Annotated in this window: 16 protein-coding genes and 1 pseudogene; 9 read left to right on the top strand and 8 right to left on the bottom strand. The window is 64.9% G+C overall.

What is annotated here, in order from left to right; genetic code table 11:
* Position 1 precedes the first annotated feature (1 nt).
* Positions 2-1,966, bottom strand: a complete 1,965-nt coding sequence (locus ACZI8Q_RS14125; protein ID WP_463374171.1) for an Hsp70 family protein — start codon at positions 1,964-1,966, stop codon at positions 2-4.
* 281 nt (positions 1,967-2,247) lie between these two features.
* On the opposite strand from ACZI8Q_RS14125, the gene ACZI8Q_RS14120 reads away from it, so the two are divergent.
* From ACZI8Q_RS14120 to ACZI8Q_RS14110, 3 genes are read left to right on the top strand one after another with little or no spacing between them, the layout of a single operon-like run.
* Positions 2,248-3,378, top strand: a complete 1,131-nt coding sequence (locus ACZI8Q_RS14120) for a hypothetical protein (RefSeq protein WP_463374170.1) — start codon at positions 2,248-2,250, stop codon at positions 3,376-3,378.
* Positions 3,375-4,175, top strand: a complete 801-nt coding sequence (locus ACZI8Q_RS14115; RefSeq protein ID WP_463374169.1) for a COG1361 family protein — start codon at positions 3,375-3,377, stop codon at positions 4,173-4,175. The genes ACZI8Q_RS14120 and ACZI8Q_RS14115 overlap by 4 nt, the downstream gene beginning before the upstream one ends.
* Positions 4,172-6,007, top strand: coding sequence for a serine/threonine-protein kinase (locus tag ACZI8Q_RS14110; protein ID WP_463374168.1), 1,836 nt, complete (start codon positions 4,172-4,174; stop codon positions 6,005-6,007). The genes ACZI8Q_RS14115 and ACZI8Q_RS14110 overlap by 4 nt, the downstream gene beginning before the upstream one ends.
* On the opposite strand, the gene ACZI8Q_RS14105 is transcribed toward ACZI8Q_RS14110, so the two are convergent.
* Complete coding sequence (locus ACZI8Q_RS14105) at positions 5,988-6,611, bottom strand: FHA domain-containing protein (RefSeq protein WP_463374167.1); 624 nt, start codon at positions 6,609-6,611, stop codon at positions 5,988-5,990. The genes ACZI8Q_RS14110 and ACZI8Q_RS14105 overlap by 20 nt on opposite strands.
* Before the next feature lie 54 nt (positions 6,612-6,665).
* Complete coding sequence (locus ACZI8Q_RS14100; protein ID WP_463374166.1) at positions 6,666-7,604, bottom strand: hypothetical protein; 939 nt, start codon at positions 7,602-7,604, stop codon at positions 6,666-6,668.
* Between the two features lie 249 nt (positions 7,605-7,853).
* Here ACZI8Q_RS14100 and ACZI8Q_RS14095 point away from each other — a divergent pair, with 249 nt between their 5' ends.
* Positions 7,854-8,570 carry a hypothetical protein gene (locus tag ACZI8Q_RS14095; RefSeq protein WP_463374165.1) on the top strand — a complete coding sequence of 239 codons (717 nt, stop codon included), beginning with the start codon at positions 7,854-7,856 and terminating at the stop codon, positions 8,568-8,570.
* Here ACZI8Q_RS14095 and ACZI8Q_RS14090 read toward each other — a convergent pair.
* Together ACZI8Q_RS14090 and ACZI8Q_RS14085 are read right to left on the bottom strand one after the other, a co-directional pair.
* Positions 8,559-9,965 carry a carotenoid oxygenase family protein gene (locus tag ACZI8Q_RS14090; RefSeq protein WP_463374164.1) on the bottom strand — a complete coding sequence of 469 codons (1,407 nt, stop codon included), beginning with the start codon at positions 9,963-9,965 and terminating at the stop codon, positions 8,559-8,561. The genes ACZI8Q_RS14095 and ACZI8Q_RS14090 overlap by 12 nt on opposite strands.
* A gap of 72 nt (positions 9,966-10,037) precedes the next feature.
* Positions 10,038-10,475: an LIC_13387 family protein gene (locus ACZI8Q_RS14085; protein WP_463374163.1), complete on the bottom strand. Its 438-nt coding sequence runs from the start codon at positions 10,473-10,475 to the stop codon at positions 10,038-10,040.
* 73 nt (positions 10,476-10,548) lie between these two features.
* On the opposite strand from ACZI8Q_RS14085, the gene ACZI8Q_RS14080 reads away from it, so the two are divergent.
* Positions 10,549-11,130 carry a TetR/AcrR family transcriptional regulator gene (locus tag ACZI8Q_RS14080; protein WP_463374162.1) on the top strand — a complete coding sequence of 194 codons (582 nt, stop codon included), beginning with the start codon at positions 10,549-10,551 and terminating at the stop codon, positions 11,128-11,130.
* A gap of 81 nt (positions 11,131-11,211) precedes the next feature.
* On the opposite strand, the pseudogene ACZI8Q_RS14075 reads toward ACZI8Q_RS14080, so the two are convergent.
* Together ACZI8Q_RS14075 and ACZI8Q_RS14070 are read right to left on the bottom strand one after the other, a co-directional pair.
* A pseudogene (locus ACZI8Q_RS14075) lies at positions 11,212-11,322 on the bottom strand (type II toxin-antitoxin system PemK/MazF family toxin); the annotation flags it as partial.
* On the bottom strand, positions 11,319-11,540 hold the full coding sequence (locus tag ACZI8Q_RS14070; protein ID WP_463374161.1) for an antitoxin MazE family protein: 222 nt from the start codon (positions 11,538-11,540) through the stop codon (positions 11,319-11,321). The gene ACZI8Q_RS14070 and the pseudogene ACZI8Q_RS14075, both read right to left, overlap by 4 nt.
* 99 nt (positions 11,541-11,639) lie before the next feature.
* On the opposite strand from ACZI8Q_RS14070, the gene ACZI8Q_RS14065 reads away from it, so the two are divergent.
* From ACZI8Q_RS14065 to ACZI8Q_RS14050, 4 genes are all read left to right on the top strand, one after another.
* Positions 11,640-13,934 (top strand): FHA domain-containing protein, encoded by a 2,295-nt coding sequence (locus tag ACZI8Q_RS14065; RefSeq protein WP_463374160.1) that lies wholly within the window; start codon positions 11,640-11,642, stop codon positions 13,932-13,934.
* Between the two features lie 82 nt (positions 13,935-14,016).
* A complete protein-coding gene (locus ACZI8Q_RS14060; RefSeq protein ID WP_463374242.1) occupies positions 14,017-15,279 on the top strand; it encodes a pyridoxal phosphate-dependent aminotransferase in 1,263 nt (420 codons plus the stop codon).
* A 58-nt stretch (positions 15,280-15,337) separates the two neighbouring features.
* Positions 15,338-16,096, top strand: a complete 759-nt coding sequence (locus ACZI8Q_RS14055) for a helix-turn-helix domain-containing protein (RefSeq protein WP_463374159.1) — start codon at positions 15,338-15,340, stop codon at positions 16,094-16,096.
* Positions 16,093-16,512 (top strand): hypothetical protein, encoded by a 420-nt coding sequence (locus tag ACZI8Q_RS14050; protein ID WP_463374158.1) that lies wholly within the window; start codon positions 16,093-16,095, stop codon positions 16,510-16,512. Before ACZI8Q_RS14055 ends, ACZI8Q_RS14050 begins: the two co-directional genes overlap by 4 nt.
* Here ACZI8Q_RS14050 and ACZI8Q_RS14045 read toward each other — a convergent pair.
* Entirely contained in the window at positions 16,488-17,669 is a 1,182-nt protein-coding gene (locus ACZI8Q_RS14045) for an MAB_1171c family putative transporter (protein WP_463374157.1), read from the bottom strand. The two genes, ACZI8Q_RS14050 and ACZI8Q_RS14045, sit on opposite strands and share 25 nt — an antisense overlap.

Genomic DNA, 17,669 nt, shown 5'->3' with positions numbered 1-17,669 from the left:
TCTACTCATCGCCGGCACCGCTCGTGTCGGCAGCTGGTGCAGATTCGTCACCGCCAGGTGACGTATTGGCATCTTCACCGGCAGGCGAGGCACCGGCATCTTCACCACCAGGCGAGACAGCAGCCTCCTCCTCGGCAGGCGGCGAAGCAGCAGCCTCCTCCTCGGCAGGCGGCGAGGCAGCGTCCTCCCCGGCAGGCGACGTGCCGGAGTCCACCTCCGGCTGGGTGCTGTCCGACGGGATCGTAGGCGATTCGAGCTGCGGTACCGCAGGACCGTCGGCAGGCGGAAGCGCGGGCGCGGCAGCGGGGGGCTGCGCGGGCACACCGGCCGGAGCAGGGGCAGGCACATCGGCCGGCGCAGGGGCGTTATCAGTGTTGGTACTGCCGGACTGCGCACCGTGGTCGCGTGGCGGTCGGGCCTCCTGCGCCGCGGCCTCGGGAGGTCGGGCGGCGGGCCTTGCGCGTCGCGGTTCGGACGCCCGCACCGGGGCCGGCTCGAGGCGGGCCGGAGTGGGCGCGGAGCGGGGACCTGGAGCAGGCGCTACCTCGAGCGGCGGGGAGATCTGAGTCTCGGGCATGACGACGGGCACAGGGTTCACGGGTTCAGTGGTCTGAGCTTCGCCTCCCAAGACGACAGCGCCGACGGTGGCAGCGGCACCAACTATCGTTGCTGTCGAAGCCAGTGCCAGCGCCGCACGACGGCCCCACAGATGCGCAACGCGGCGGCCCAAAGCAGAATCGACGAGTGGGGTGGAAAGCACTGGCACCGGCGGAACTCGACGCGGAGACTTCTGGGAGAACGGTGGGACTGAACTACCTTTCAATCCTCTTGGCCGCTCCGCCGGCTCGAGGGTCCGGGCCGACGATGCGGTGACGGTGGCCGAACGCCCATTCGTTTGGGTTGCTGCGCTCCGTGCGAACAGAGCGGCACCGCGAGCCGAGAGCACCGCCGGGTTGTCGACGCTCACCACGGGAATCCGAAAATCGGAGGAGATCATCTCTGCGACAAGGGGAATCGAGCAGGTTCCTCCGGCAAGGACCACACAGTCGACATCGTCGATACGGAGGTCGTTCGCGTGCAGGTACTGCCGGGTCAGTTCGATGGTGCGCATGAGGGGCTCTCGGATCAATTCTTCGAGCTCGGCACGGGTGTAGCGAACGTCGCTGCGGAAGCCGGGAAGATCGACTTCCACGATGGTGGCTGTCTCTGCGGACAATACCTCTTTGGCAGCACTGCAGCGGCCACGCAATTCGGTCAGTGCCTCCCGGGCTGCGGGGTCCGTGTCGTCGATCTTCCCGATCTCGTCCCCGACACCGTCCAGGACGTGCCGCAGCGAGAGGAAGTCGATCTGCGAACCACCGAAATCTGTACTGTGCAGAGGTGTTCCGATGGTGTCGATGCCGTGGTCCCCTTTGCGTACCACCGAGACGTCGAGCGAGTTTCCGCCGAGGTCGTAGACCAGGACCACACCTTGTTCAGGAATATCGTTCGTCGTCTCCAGCGCATGCAGAATCGCCGTGCTCTCGGATACGAGCGTGACATGCGATAACTCGGCTTCGTCCAATGCGGCGCGAACCAGGCCAACCGCGTCCGAGTCCCAGTGGGCGGGGTGCCCGGCTGCGATGGTCGGCGCAGTGGGAAGCGCCCCGGCGGTGTACTTGATCAGGTAGCTGATAGCCGACGCAACAAGCGCTTCCGGCCTGTGTGCGGACCCGTCAGGGGCAAGAAGATCGACCGGATCGCCGACCCGACCGACGAATCCACTGATTTCGGCGTCTGATCCCTGCCCGCGAGAGAAGCTGCCTGCATTCTTGAGGGCCGATGCTCCTCCTCCCGTCATCGACAAGATCGAACTGTGTCGGGTCTCGATCACCTTCGCGCCGGGATCCACGTGGGCCACGTCCGATGGGTCCGCCGTCGTAGCGAAATCCACGCTTCCGATCTTGATTCCAAGTGCTGGGGACATCGCGCGTAGCTTCCTCTCGATGGTGAGACCACATCAGTTCCATTACGAAAGAACCAAGTGGTGATACCTCAAGGCTAGGGACGCTGCAGAGCTAAATCGTCACCATAAGGATGGAAAGCACTCACCCCACGGATCATCCCCGAGCGATCCAACCAGGGCCGGGATCATCAGCCCCGTGGGTCCAGAGCGTCCGAGGCAGCGGCTGAATTGCCTCAGGTGTTGTCACGCTGTCGAGAGCGGAGAAGAATGATCTCACGAGCATCACCAAGGGGGTGAGGCTAATGTGGCGCACTGCCCGATCGGCCTGGGCAGGGGTTACCGTCGGCCTCCTTCCGGCCACCGCTGCCGCACTGGTGTGCCTCTCTTCGGTGGTCATCCCGCAGCCTGTCGCCGCAGCACCTCCCTGGTGCGACCCGCAACCGACCAACAACTACTGCAATTCCCCGGGTGTCATCCCCGGCGATCCAGGCATCATTCCTTACGACCGGTCCGACCCTGGCTACATGCCCCAGGGAGTCATCACCGCGCCCAACATCCCCACAGACCCACCCGACGACTCAACTGACGGCGGCGTCCTCCAACAGGTCATCCCCGCAGACCCACCCGGCGTTGTCATCCCTGACGACGACACACCCGAGATCGTCATCCCCGACGACGACACACCCGAGATCGTCATCCCCGACGACGACACACCCGAGATCGTCATCCCCGAGGACATACCGGACGTTGTCATCCCCGAGGACACCCCCAAAGGCCCCGCGAACGATCCCACGCCCAAAGGCCCCGCGAACGATCCCACGCCCAAAGGCCCCGCGAACGATCCCACGCCCAAAGGCCCACCGGATGGGTCCGTTCACAAAGACGACACCCACACAGTCGACAGCCCTCCACCTGAGCGCACACCCGGTTCCGCACCCAACCCCGACGCACCGAAGCTTCCTGCATCCGCTGATATCACCCGCGCACCTGTCGCGACTCAACGAGTCATCCCTGGGCCCCCGTCGCAACTTCCTCCACCCGGCGCGGCGCCACCCTCAGCATCGGCGGCCCTGCAACTCAGCACTCCGGCCGTGGTGCCTGGCGAACCTGTTTCCGGTCAGGGCTACGGCTGCCCGCCCGATTCGCCGGTCGCCCTGGCGGTCGGCGGAACGCCTGCCGGGGAGACTGTCGCCGATTCCAACGGCGCGTTCGAATCCACCTTCCACATGCAAACGTTGACCGAAGGCCGCTACCAGGTCACAGCCGATTGCGGGCCGGTACTGTTGGCCGCGCCTCTCGACGTGGTGCTGGTCAGCAACATCAATGCCGCAACGTCGACCCTCACCGTGATCGTGTTCTTCCTCCTGATCGGCGTGTTCGTGTACCTGCGTCGGCTGCTGAACCCACCGACCCGAAAAGTGGAGCGGACATGAGACTGGTGTGGATACTCGCGGCGATTGCCGTGGTCGGGTTCCTCCTCCCCATCCCGGCCACAGCAGCGGTCGGCACCGTCAGCCTTGCGGCGAGCGTCAACGGCAGGGACGTCACGACAGCCACCGAGACCGACCCGATCATCCTGGACCCGGACGGCTCCGCAACGATCGAGGTAATGGTGACCAATGAGGGTCCCGACCCCGTCACTATCAGTCGCATCGACCTCGACGGGCAGGTCGTCGGCCTGAGCTTCTTCGCATTCGGCACGTCGGTGGGCCTCACCGCAGAACCGAACACGACCGAGACCCTGGTCTATTCGGTGGATCTTGCTGGTCTCGCCGAGCAGGCAACCGGGCTGATCCGGGGGACGGTGACCGCATTCGACGAGGCCGGCGAGAAAATTGCGTCCGTTTCCACCATCACCGATGTGCAGGGTTCGTTGCGCTCGGTCTACGGTCTGTTCGGCCTCGCATTGTTGATCCTCACCGTCCTCGCGATCGTCGACGCAGCGTTTGGAATCGCCCGCCAACGGCTATCCGACAACCGCTGGAAGCGTGGTCTGCGACTGCTGGCGCCAGGTATCGGCATCGGGTTGGTGCTCGTATTCACGCTCTCCGCATTCCGGGTCTGGGTGCCGTCCGGCGAACGGTGGTTGCTGGTCATCCTCGCCTTCGGAGGTGGATTCTTCGCCCTCGGATACCTCTCCCCGACACCGGATTCGGACGAGGAGGATGAATACGACGAGGAAGATATGCGGGAGACCGAGCCGATGAACATCGAAAGTCTCGACCGATGACCACCGATCTCGAGCTGGTCAGCGATTCGCTACCCGCATACGAGATCACTGGACAGCTCGGTCAGGGCGGCTGGGGGGTGGTGCTTGCGGGCCGTCACCGCAGGCTCGAACGTCCGGTGGCGATCAAACAGTTGCCGTCGGCCCTGGCATCCGACCCGGTGGTACAACGTCGTTTCGTCTCCGAGGCCCGGTTGCTCGCCTCGTTGGACCATCCGCATGTGGTTCCGATCTACGACTACGTCGAAAGCGACGGACTCTGCCTTCTTGTCATGGAATTGCTCCCCGGCGGAACGGTGTGGAGCCGCTTCACCGATGCCGGGTTCGACGCGCCGTCGGCAGTTGCCGTTGCGCTGTCCTGTGCGGCCGGGCTCAAGGCTGCACACGACCACGGAATTCTGCACCGCGACGTCAAACCCGAGAACCTGCTGTTCGCGGCGTCCGGCACTTTGAAGGTCGCCGACTTCGGCATCGCGAAAGTTGTCGGCGGCGACGAGACGCTCATGACCCATGCCGGTGAAGTGATCGGAACGCCGTCCTACATAGCCCCCGAACAAGCACGCGGTGGTGAGTTGTCACCGGCCACAGACGTGTACGCGCTGGCAACCATGCTGTACGAACTACTCTCCGGGTCCCTCCCGTTTCCGCCGGACAAGGACCCGATGGCGACGCTGTTCATGCACGCCTTCGACGACCCGACACCACTCCACGAGGTTGCGCCGGACCTTCCCGAACACCTCGCGGCCGTCGTCATGGGCGGTCTGGCCCGCAACCCAGCCGAACGGTACTCGACGGCGGAGACCTTCGGGATTGCCCTGGCCGAAGCGTCCGCCGAACCGTGGGGTCCGGGCTGGATTGCAACACAAGGTATTCCGTTGATCGGCGCAGACACGATCTCAGCGGCGGCGGGACGAACCTCTGCACCCGCGCTTCCTACCGTCATCGACGGTGTCGTCGCACCGACTCCCCCGACACAGCAGCAACCGGCACCGCCAACTGTGCGCCCCGCGCAGGCCGAGCGCGCCCAGGGAACACGGCTGGTCGATATCAGTAAATCCGCGCTCGTCCCCGTCAAGGAAGTCGTCACCGTCCCGTCGCCGAAGACGCCGTTTCTGATTGCCGCGTTACTCGCCCTCGTCACCGTCGGAGTCGCCTTCCTCGGGCTGGGGTCACCGAGCACAGGAGGGGATATCCAGCCCGGCACAGTCACGGTGAATGGCGTCGACGTCACCGGGGATGCCCCGGTCAGTATCGATCTGACGCAGCCTGTGGTCGTGAGCACCGCGGGCGAGCCGATCACCGGCACCGCAGAACTGACGCTGTCGGTGCTGGGCGTGACGGTAGCCGAAGAGTCCGCGCCAATGGTCCCGGACGCTGGTCGAAATGTTGCGACGATACCCGCGTTGAGCGGCGGCTATCTGGTCGCAGGCTCTCTCACCGGCGAGCTGTCGCTGACCGGGCCGGGCGGGCCGCCAGCCAACTCGAGCTTTCCGGTGCAAACGGTCCAACCCGCGATCACCACGGCTGCCGCGGTCGGCGTTGCCGCGCTGATATTGTTCGCCGCCGCGTACCTGGAATCGTTCCTCCGTTCCCTGCGCCGCGGCCACCGCCGAGTGTCCGCCGGAATCGGCGTACCGGCATTCGGTGGGGTACTCGCCATCGGTGTGGTGGGAGCGGCGTGGATTCTCATCGGGCGTGATCCGACTTTCGCCGCCCTGGCGATCTCGGTGATCCTCGGCGTCTTGGCAGGCGCTGCCGGTGCCGTAGGCGCGTGGCGAATCGGATGCCGACGGCGCTACCGCCGGAAGGCAAGAGTCAAAGATCGTGATCGGTGACGATCCCACCGTGCATCGCCCGCTCGACGAGCCTGGCCCGCTTCTGATTCTGCGGAAGGTCTTCGACACCGAACTTGGCGAACAGTGCGCGCAGATGCGTTTTCACCGTCTCCGCGCTGAGAAAGAGCTCCTCCGCGATCTGCTTGTTCGACGCGGGACTGGCGTACGTGGCGTGATGCCCGTACGGGCGACACAGCGCGACCAGCACCGCCAACTGCGCGTCGGTCATGCAACCACGTGTGGGTAGCTTTCCGGAAACAGACGTTTTCGCGCCCGTCGCGCGCTCGTAGTCGACGTACTTCAGTTGCGTTGATCCGATTCGAATACTGTCACCGGGCCGCAGTCGGTGTCTCCCCACGAGCCGTTCACCGTTGACGAAGGTGCCGTTGCGCGACAGTCCGTCGTCGACGATGGTCCACTGCACGCCGATCCGCTCGACGACAGCATGCACCCGTGAAGCTTCGTCGTCGTCTGTCAGCGGGAGATCGGCTCGGGACGAGCGTCCGATGGTGATCCGCGGCTTCTCGGTAGACAGCGCCAGCAGCCGCCGACAGCCCGTCCGGTCGGAATAGGACAAGCTCGGACCAGCGTCTGACATCGTCATCACGAACCACCTACCAACGTTGTCGTTCTAGTGCGGCACAGTCTTTCTGCTCGATCAGAGGGAGATTTTCGTCGAAACATCCACTTCCCCATCAGGGGTGGGAGGTGTGGATTCCATTTGCACACGGAACGTGTAGTCGCCTTCGGCCGGCTCGTCTATGACGAAGACCAGCCATTCCCGGTCGACCGAGAACTGCTCGTCCACCAATTCGCTGACCCACGGGCTGCGAGAATCCGCCTTGACCGACTTACCGTTCGGTGCAGTCACCGTGAAATTCACAGGCAGCACGTTGTAGCCGTGGCAGTCCGGGGTGCAAGCCATCGAGGCCTCGACCCACAGTTCGTACTTGCCCTTGTCGCCGGCCTGGTAGCTCGGCCACAAGTACGCCTTCGACAGGTCGATGGTCACGACGTCGGTCATCGTTTGTCCGACCGGGATTCCCCGGGGCTCGATGCTCTCGACCTTGTCGTCCTCGGCGAACGGAATCTTGGTCATGTTGCCGTCCGCCTCGCCGTAGACCAGAACCAGGTTGTCGAGCACCTCATCGAGCTCGGTGGAGTCGTCTGCACTGCCCAGAGATGCTGTGGCCGTGCCGTCACCCTTCCCGAACCCGGCGACCTTCGGGTTGTCGAAGCTGATGTCGATGACCTCGCCACCATCCATCTCGAGGTACGCCTCGTCCGGCGGACGGGTCGTCTCACCAACCATGTTTTCGTAACTCAGCTTGGCATCCAACGTCGTCGCCGTCCCATCGGATGTGGCCGTCACCTCGTCCACAGTGATCGCGAATCCGCCGAACCAACCGGTCTTGTCGACTTCCCGTGCCGTCGACTCCGCGTCACCGGCATCCGTGCCGGTGGCCTCATTCTCTGTCTGCGTCGATTCGACGGGTGCAGGTTCCGGCGCGGGCGTACCGGAATCGCCGCCCGCGCATCCAGCCGCCACAACTGCGCCGACAGCGACCGCGGACGCGATCTTGATCAACGAATTCATTGCCTTACCTCCGCAAGTGAAATCAGCCTCGAAAGGGCATCGATCGCGGAAGACAAGGATCCGCAAAGTCGCTCTACTGGAAAGTCTTGTCCGCTCGAACTGGGTGCGTCAACGCCCACATCACACCGGAAATGCTGCACGACGAACGACGCCCAGCACCTCCCCAAAGGGTGTGCGTCCCCTCACCCCACAAGGAGGGTGCCGCCTGGGTTGGAATTTCCACACGGAGGTGGTGGAACCCTCCCCTCTATGGGGGACGATTCCAACGGCCCCGACGACGAAGAATTGTTTCCATCCACAGCAGCCGTTTCCAGCTTGCACAGGTCGTCGGCTCACAGCTTCTTCACCCCGAAGGAAGATCCCATGACGGACAACGACGGCGTTATCGCCCTCCACACGGAAGCGCGACCGACCAGCCCGTCGGGCGTCTGTGTTCCCGGCACCAGGTCCCCCGAGTACGTCAAGGAGGACTACGCACGTTGGTACGACAACGCGAAGGCCAACGAGTGGGATGCCGAACAAGCCCTGTGCGCAACTCGGCGAGATGCCGACTACTGCCAGAGGGAATACCGAGAGCGGCTGTGCGAATCCAAGGATGCCTATTGGACGAAGAACGGGCGGCACGGCAACTCTGCTGAAGCCGAACGCGCTGTGCGGAAAGCTACGCAAGAACCGCGGAGACGGGTCGTTGAAGCTCGACGGCGAGAGACCGAAGCGGCGAACAGGTACCGCGGCGCGAAGGAGGATCGCGAACGCGCTCAATTCGAGTACGAAAACTACGACGGGAATCAGCGAGTCAAGAAGTGTGCCAATTGGCTGGCCTTGGCGCTCATGATCGCGGCAATAGCGGCCGTGGGATACACCGTCACCAAGAACGAACCCGCTGCACCTGTGCCGGGGGTAGAGAAGGCCGAGCCCGCATACATGACGCACGACGACTCGCTCGGCCCCGGATCAGGCCGGTAGCCACGCCCCGTGCAATCCGGCGGGAACGCGAATCGGCAATCGCACCTTCGCGAGGGGCCCGGACGCCGGATCCTCGGCCGGCAACACGAAGAACCATGATTCGCCCGCAGCGAGGTCGGTGCCGATGGTGCCCCAGTACTCGTGATCGGTGCCCGGCATGAAGATCGGCTCCCCCACCGAGCAGCCGTCAGGTTTCCAGTGAGCCTCGGAGCCGGACTCGGTGTCGAAGAGCCACAGCGAATCCATGTCACCTTCCCGGCCACCGGACTTACCCACCGTCGCCACCGCGCGATGCCCGCGGGTGATCTGCCGGTCGTCGACTCTCGGGAACTCCATGTCCCGATCGCTGACGACTTCTCGTGCCACGCGCCCCGAAGCGGGGTCGATGACGGCACGCACCAGGGCCGCCTCGCACGGGCGCGGATCGCCCGCGAGGAGCGCGGGGTACGGCCATTCGACGTAGTCGACGCTGACGCGGCCGTCCGGAAGATCGAAGGCATTGGCGAAATGCCACACCCAGTACGCCTCGTGATCCACCCAGCGCACCGCGCCGCCATCTCGCGGGATCAGGGCGATACGTGTCCCGTCGTCCGGACGCCAATCGAGGATCGCCCCGCCCGTCATCGCCGCCTCGATGTCGAACACGAGGGGACACACCATCAGCACGATGTAGCGCTCGGTGAGAGCCATGTCGTGAATCATGATCGACTTGTCCACCCCGGCAACAGGTGTGGGCTTCCGAACCACGGATCCGTCGGCGCCCACTACCGACCACGTGAGGTACGGCGCCTCCAGCAGATAATTGAACAACACCATCTCCCCGTTCACCGGGTCGACCTTCGGGTGCGCGGTACTGCCGACGGCCAGCGCGCCGTCACAACTCTCACGTCCGAGCGTCCGGAGGTCCACCGGATCCAAGCCGAAGGGCAGGGTGGTCTCGGCCATCGCCAGCAACCGTCGGCCGTGCCGGACGACGTTGATGTCGGGCAGTTCGCGCTGCGTCCCGGCGAGTTCGGGACCCACCTCGTCTTCGCCGGGCGTGTACAGATCGGTCACACCGGGCCAGATCGCATGCCCGGCAGCCTCTTCCACCATCACCATCGGAGTGCGAACGAAGCGATTGGTATAGCGCGCCGACCCCTCGTCCAACTCGATCCGGTGCACCATCGCATCACCGTCGAGGGGATATACGTATGTCCCGATCGGGTCGAATCGCGGGTTGGGGCCGTTGCGCAGATAGGCGCCGTGAAGGTCGACCGGAAGCTCACCGACCACTTCGAGACCGCGCACGTCCACTTCCTCGCGCTGCGGCTCGAACAGGCCCGTCAGATGGGCGTGATGGGCAACATCGACGGGCGCGGGACGGGCGGAAGGACCGGAATCCGTGACACTCATCGGAACACCTGTCAGGTCGATGAACAGTGCCAATTCACGGTAACACCGGGCTTGGCCACCGCGGATCGAAAGCTACGGCCTCATGAGCTGCGCCGCACCCGTGCACGCCGCACCGAGTGCGATCACGCCGATGGGCACCTCCGGGAACCGCTTTGCGGCAATCGTCAACATCGCACCCGTCGTCACAGTCGATGCAGCCGAGAACAGCGACCGTCGGCCGACGAGTGTCGGATCACGGCGAACGGCCGCGATCGAGGTGGCGGCAAATCCGGCAGCCAGGACGCCCATCGCAACGCTGTACCCCGTGTCCAAATCGTGCACACTGCGCGTCAATCCGCCCTCGAACATACGAACCGGGGTGGCGGCAGCCAAGTCGTGCACGGCCCGCTCGCCGTCACTCGGCTTCCCGAAGACGTGCACGACAGCAATGTGAGCCAGGCCGACGAACCCAAGAAGGCCTGCTCCGAGCACGTACAACCACTGCGCCGCGCCGTCGTTCCTGTTGAACATGATCGACTCCCGTCGTCGAGGTGATATATACGAAACTCTAGTATCGGAACTGCGGTTCCGTATAGTGGTCGGCGTGAATTCGACTACGCCCGGCAGACCCCGCGACGATCGCATCGACCGCGCCGTGCCCGCCGCAGTGCGAGATCTGCTGTCCGAAGTGGGATACGGACGCTTCACGGTCGACCAAGTGGCGTCACGGGCCGGGGTCGGCAAGGCTGCCATATACCGGCGCTTCGGGTCCAAAGCAGAGATGGTGTTCGCTGCCGCCGTCCACGACGTCGACACCGGCCCCACCACGGACACCGGCGGACTCGAACCCGACCTGCGCACGCTGCTCGGCCAGATCCGCGACATCCTCACCGACCCTGCTGCGCAGGTCGCGCTACCCGCCCTGATCGAAGCCCTCGCAGCAGACGAAACCCTGCGTGAGACGTTGACAGACACCTTCCTCGCCAGTGAACTCGCTGATGTCCGCGAGATCTGCGATCGCGCCCAGGCGCGAGGCGAGATCACCGAACCCGTCGATATCGGTCTCACCCATCTGCTGATCGTCGGCCCCCTGATCACGGCACTGTTCGTCTTTCATGTGCCGATCACGGACGATCACCTCGACCGCATCACTCGGTCGATTTGCCTGACCCTGACTGCAACCTAGAGTGCGGTCGCACGAAATCATGGTCGACAAGGTGACGACGATGCCGCGAGAGAACGTGCGGGCCCGCCTCGGTCGACTGGCCGTCACCGAGGCGGTCGCGTCGAACCGATCGTCCTGAACGATGGCGACAGGCCTCGGCTTGCCGGTATCGACGCCACGGGCCGCAGCGACATGGATTTCGCCCCGCCTCACTCGCCGGGCTCCGCCTCGTCCCAATTGGCCGTGATGGCATCGACAAACGCCTGATCATCGGACTCGTGCTCGCTCGCCGTAATCGCAGCCGACTGACGGTGGGCTTCGGCGACGAACTCCGCAGCCCGCACGTCGGGAACCCAGATTTGAACAGGCCGCAGGCCCTGCTCGCGCAAACGCCGACGATGCCCGCGCACCCGGTCTCGTGTGCTTGCCATACCCCAATGTTGCATGTAACAAGCCTCCGGTGCGTGGCCTGCGAGTCTCTGGACTCGCTAACCGCGCACGGGGGAGGCCCGACGTGGGACCATGAAGCTATGGACGGCCAGTGGGTCGTGGTCGAGACCGAGCAAGGCCGTGCCAGGTTCGGTCCCGGCACATCCGTGCGCATGGGCCGAGACCCGCACGTGGAAATCACCGTCGACGACCCCGTGGTGTCGCGTGAACATGCCCGGCTCGTCTGGGACGACGGCTGGCTGATCGTCGACGCCGACAGCAAGAACGGCATCTACGTCAATGGTGAGCGCCGAAAGAAGATCCCCGTCCGAGGTCCGGTCCGGATGCGCCTCGGTGACGCGACCGAGGGTCCGATCCTGCACATATCAGTTGAGGATCCGGACGCGACCCGCCAGGACGTGGGCGGCCGATGGGACGAGTCGACGATCAGCGTCGATGCCCCGGCACCGACCCCGCACGAGTCGGTCCCGGCCGGTTCCCTCACGATCGGGCGGTCGCCCGACAACGACATCGTCGTCAAGGACGTGCTGGCCTCACGGCATCATGCGATCGTTCACAGCGTTGCGGCCGGCCTCGAGATCGACGATCTGGGGAGCGCCAACGGAACGTTCGTCGGCGACACGCGGGTGTCGCGCGCGCAGTTGAGCGAAGGCGACGTCGTCACCATCGGCAACACGGATCTGATCGCGGAGGACGGCCGGCTCGTTCCGCGGCGAGTCGCGACTCGCACAGCGGGCGGTCTGCGCGTGGAGGGCATCGGACTCACCATCGACGCTGGGCGCCGACTACTCGAGGACGTCACGTTCGACGCCGGGCCCGGCAGTCTCACCGCCGTCATCGGACCGTCAGGCGCCGGAAAAACCACCGTGGCCACCATCATCTCCGGCTCGGGAAGCCCCACGGACGGTGTAGTCGAATTCGAGGGACGCAGCGTGCACGCCGATTATTCGGTACTGCGCTCCCGCATCGGCATGGTCCCGCAAGACGACGTCGTCCACCGGCAGCTGACCATCCGGCAGGCACTCGGCTATGCCGCGGAGCTGAGGCTGCCGCCGGACACCACCCGGGCCGACCGCGAAGAAGTGATCGCGGGGGTACTCGACGAACTACAACTGACCGAACGCGCCGACACCCGCGTCGACCGGCTCTCCGGCGGACAACGCAAACGCGCATCGGTCGCGCTGGAATTGCTCACGGGTCCGTCCCTGCTCATCCTCGACGAACCGACGTCAGGGCTCGACCCTGCACTCGACCGACAGATCATGGCAACGTTGCGCCGACTCGCCGACTCGGGCCGCGTCGTCGTCATCGTCACGCATTCGCTTTCCTACCTCGAGATGTGCGACCAGGTCCTACTCCTCGCTCCCGGCGGAAAGACCGCGTATGTCGGCCCGCCCGACCGAGTCGGCGCCGCGCTCGGCAGCACCGACTGGGCGGACATCTTCGCCCGTGTAGCAGCCGACCCGGATGGGGTGTTCGCCGAATACCGCGCCACCCGCCCCGAGACAGCGGCGCCACCATCAACCCCGCCCGGACCACTCGGCCGACCCGCGCACACATCCCGACGCAGGCAGCTGAGCACCGTCGCCCGCCGCCAGGTTCGACTGATCCGCGCGGACCGTGGGTATCTGATTTTCCTGTCGCTTCTTCCGTTCGTGCTCGGCGGCTTGGCCCTGCTCGTGCCGGGCGACACCGGCTTCGGGCCCTCCGGCGACGACGTCTCCGGTGAGCTCACGCAGATCCTGGTGGTCCTGATTCTCGGCGCCGCCTTCATGGGTTGCTCACTGACCATCCGCGACCTGGTCGGAGAGCGCATGGTCTACCAGCGCGAACGTGCCGCCGGGCTGCTGGCGTCCGCCTATCTGACGGCGAAGATCGTCGTCTTCTGCGCCGCAGCCATCGTGCAGTCGGTGATCATGGTGCTGATCGTCTTCGCGGGCAAAGGTTTCCCGGGCCGAGGCAGCTTGATCCCCTCCGGTTCCGTCGAATTGATCGTGGACATCTCCGTCACCACCTGCTCCTGCGTGCTGGTCGGATTGGCGTTGTCGTCGGTGGCACGCTCGAACGAGCAGGTGCTGCCGATGCTGGTGGTCACGATCATGGCGCAGCTGGTGATGTGCGGCGGACTGATCACGATCACCGGACGCGCCGTGCTCGAACAGGTCGCGTGGCTCATTCCGTCGCGCTGGGGGTTCGCGGCCACCGCCTCGACCGTGGACCTGGTCACAAATGCCACCGGAACCGAACCGGACACATTGTGGCAGCACACCGCAGCGTGGTGGCTGCTCAGCATCGCCATGCTTGTGCTCATCAGCCTCGTGCTCGCGGTCTTCACCTACACCAGGCTTCGACTTCGGACGCTCCGCGCCCTGTGAGCGGTTAGCGAGTCCCACGACTCGCTAACCGCTCACAGGCGCGGAGCGCCTCTTCACAATCGGGTTGCGCACAAGTGGGATGATGAACGCCGTGAGTACACCGGAGCACTTTCACCGTCGTCAGCCGCAGCGCACGTTGGAGCAGTCGAGCAAGCTCCAGAACGTCGTGTACGAAATCCGCGGACCGGTGCACAAGCACGCCGCCCGCCTCGAGTCCGAGGGGCACCGCATCCTCAAACTCAACATCGGCAACCCCGCACCGTTCGGGTTCGACGCACCCGACGTGATCATGCGCGACATGATCGCCGCACTGCCGGTTGCGCAGGGATACTCCGATTCCAAGGGCATCCTCCCGGCACGTCGCGCAATCGCCACTCGATACGAGCTGGTCCCCGGTTTCCCGGAACTCGACGTCGACGACATCTATCTCGGCAACGGGGTCTCCGAGCTCATCACCATCACGATGCAGGCACTCCTCGACAACGGGGACGAAGTGCTGATCCCGGCGCCCGACTACCCGCTGTGGACCGCGATGACCAGCCTTGCCGGGGGCACGCCCGTCCATTACCTGTGCGACGAGGGCAACGACTGGAACCCCGACATCGCCGACATCGAATCGAAGATCACCGACAAGACCAAAGCACTGCTGGTCATCAACCCGAACAATCCGACGGGAGCGGTGTACTCGACCGAGGTGCTGCAACAGTTGGTGGACCTGGCCCGCAAGCACCAGTTGCTGCTGCTGGCCGACGAGATCTACGACAAGATCCTCTACGACGACGCCAAGCACACCTCGTTGGCGACGCTGGCACCCGACCTGCTGTGTTTGACGTTCAACGGCCTGTCGAAGTCCTACCGTGTGGCGGGCTACCGTGCCGGCTGGCTGGCGATCACCGGCCCGAAGGACCACGCCAAGGGCTTCCTCGAAGGCGTCGACCTGCTGGCGTCGTCCCGATTGTGCCCGAACGTTCCGGGCCAGCACGCGATCCAGGTGGCGCTCGGCGGGCACCAGAGCATCGAGGAACTGATCCTCCCCGGCGGACGCCTGCTCGAGCAGCGTGATGTCGCCTGGGAGCGACTCAACATGATCCCCGGCGTCTCCTGCGTGAAACCGAGGGGTGCACTGTATGCCTTCCCACGCCTCGACCCCGAGGTGTACGAAATCCACGACGACGAGAAACTGGTCCAGGATCTCCTGCTTCAGGAGAAGATTCTGGTGGTGCAGGGCACCGGCTTCAACTGGCCCGATCACGACCACATCCGGATCGTCACTTTGCCCTGGGCACGGGACCTTGCGGTTGCCATCGAGAGGTTCGGTAACTTCCTCACTAGCTACAAGCAGTAGGATAGGGCCCGGAAAGCGACACGTATGTCGCTCGAGTGTCACTTTTGGGGGATGGGAAATGGCCACCGACCGCGCCAGGTTCGGACACTTCGTCTACAAGCGTCGACGATTGTTGAACCTGACACAGGACGAGGTGAGCGCAGCGGGCGGGCCGTCGGATGCCGCCCAGACACGCGCCGAGAACGGAACCGGGCCCGACCCGAGTATCGAGACGCTACGCAAGCTCGATACCGCTCTGCGTTGGGTACCAGGTAGCGCAGCCCGCGCGCTCGAGGGCGGCGAGCCGAAGCCGTTGGAGGACCAAGTACCCGCTCCCGAGCCGAGTGGCGCCCAGCGGACCGAACCGCGTCGGCACCGAGTGCAACACCGCCCACTCGCCCTCGGGCCCGCGCAGATTCCGCTCGACCTCGACACCATCATCGAAATTCTGGGGCCGCACGCAAAGCTCAACCGGCTCGCCGAATCGCGCACGGACGTGCCCGAACTTGCCGATCTCGCTGCTGACCTGAACCGTGTGGTCTCCAAGATCACCGGTGCCTACGTGACGCGACTGCTCGAGGTCAACGGCGGTCCGACCGGGCCACGGCAACCCCTCGTCGAGTTCGCGTTCGGCGAACTGCTCGAGGTGCCACCGGAGTTCGCCGACCCGCACGAACACGAAGAGGCCCTCTACCGCCGCTTCCTGTCGGGGCGCCATCACGACCTCGACGCGGACACCCGTGAGCGGTTCCGCTGCCGCTGGGAGGAAGCCGTCGCGAACGCCGCTGATTGCGACCCGCACACCGGCTCGGCCCTGGACACGGAGGTCAGCGCATGATCACCACCCCGCTGTCCGTGCGGGTCAATCGCCTGTTCGCACTGTCGCACGCCGACAACGCACCGGAACCGACCACCACCCAGGTGGCTTCCGATCTCGCCTCGATTCTGGGGCGTCCTGTCGACCCGGACGCCGTGCAAGCGATCCGTGACGGCATCGACCCGGACGGTGAGCCTGCCGTCCTGTCCGCGTTGGCCGCATATTTTCATGCACCGGCTCAGTACCTGTCGGACGAGGACTACCACGAATACGACGTGTTGATCCGGTTCAAGCTCGCCGTACGCGATGCCGGTGTGAATCATCTGTCGATGCGTGGGGGTTCGGTCAGGCAACCGAGCCTTTCCGTGAGCGACATGGAACGGATGATCCCGCTGCTGCGGAACCTCCCGGATCAGGCGAGCACCGACTCCCGGTAGTCGACCCAATCGCGAGCAATGCGGCCTGCTCGTTCCCACACATGAGCCAGCCGAGACAGCTCTCGGGCTTCACTTCGCAGGTCCACCGACGTCGACATTATGTGATCGTGTCCCGTGACGGTCGGCACGACCGAATCGCGCCCGCCGTCCGGTTCCGCTCCCGCTGCTCGGGCACGGCACGACAGGTGCAGGCCGACGGCAATGCTCAGATCACGATCTTCACCCGCAGGAGGGAAGCGTCCGAACTGGGGATACTCGGCTACGACGAGCATCGCGTCCCGAATCTCGACACACATCCGGTGCAGCGCCATCGCAGGCGGGAGGGTGTTGCGGTCGGCAGGGTGCAGTTCGAGCACCACTTCGGGGACCGCAGCGGAGAGAGTCCGCCACAGCGGTCTCAGGCGCCGCCGCATACGCGAGTCCGCGTCGAGGCCGAACGCGATCATGGCTTCGCGCAGCGCCGGTCGCACAGCGAAAATGCACACTCCGATGAGGAGGAACATCGTCGGGCCCCCGTTCACGGCCACCCTGAACTCTGTGAAACCGTTCGTGACACCGAGCGCACTCATCACCGCTGCCACCACCATCGAGATGGTGTCGACTACAGCCACGCACGCCAGTGCGAGCAACGCACCGAACATCCGACGGTCGGCCCGGTCGGCAGTGCGACGCAATCCGCGCACCGAAATGCCCACGATCGAACTGGAGAAGGCCAGCGACGGAATTGCGTAGATCCCGAAGTACGCGGCGTACTGCCAACCACCGAACACCTCGATACGTTCTCCGGCCGAACTTGCAGGTGCCCCCAGGGCAAGCAGTGCCATTCCGAGTACTGCAGCGCCGAGCATCGACACCACGTGCACACCCGGCCAACGCTCCGGGCCCAGCACCCACGCCACCACCAGGCTGAGCAGCGACGCGAACGCCAGCATGATGACGGCATTCCCGATGTGCCGTGACATGTCGAGACCGAACGCCGTGTCGAGAGGTTCGTGCACCCATGATTTCGACAGCAACATCGTGATCGACGCCAGCACCAGAAACGCGTTCTGCCGGGTGTTCACCACTCCGTGGCGCGTCCAGATCAGGCGGACAGCCGTCGTCCCCCACACCACGAACAGCAGCACACCCGTGACGATCGGGGGCAGGCCGTCCAA

Source organism: Rhodococcus quanlei (genome assembly GCF_055231015.1).
The sequence above is the reverse complement of the archived record's forward strand: the minus strand, read 5'-3'. Positions and strand labels throughout refer to the sequence as shown.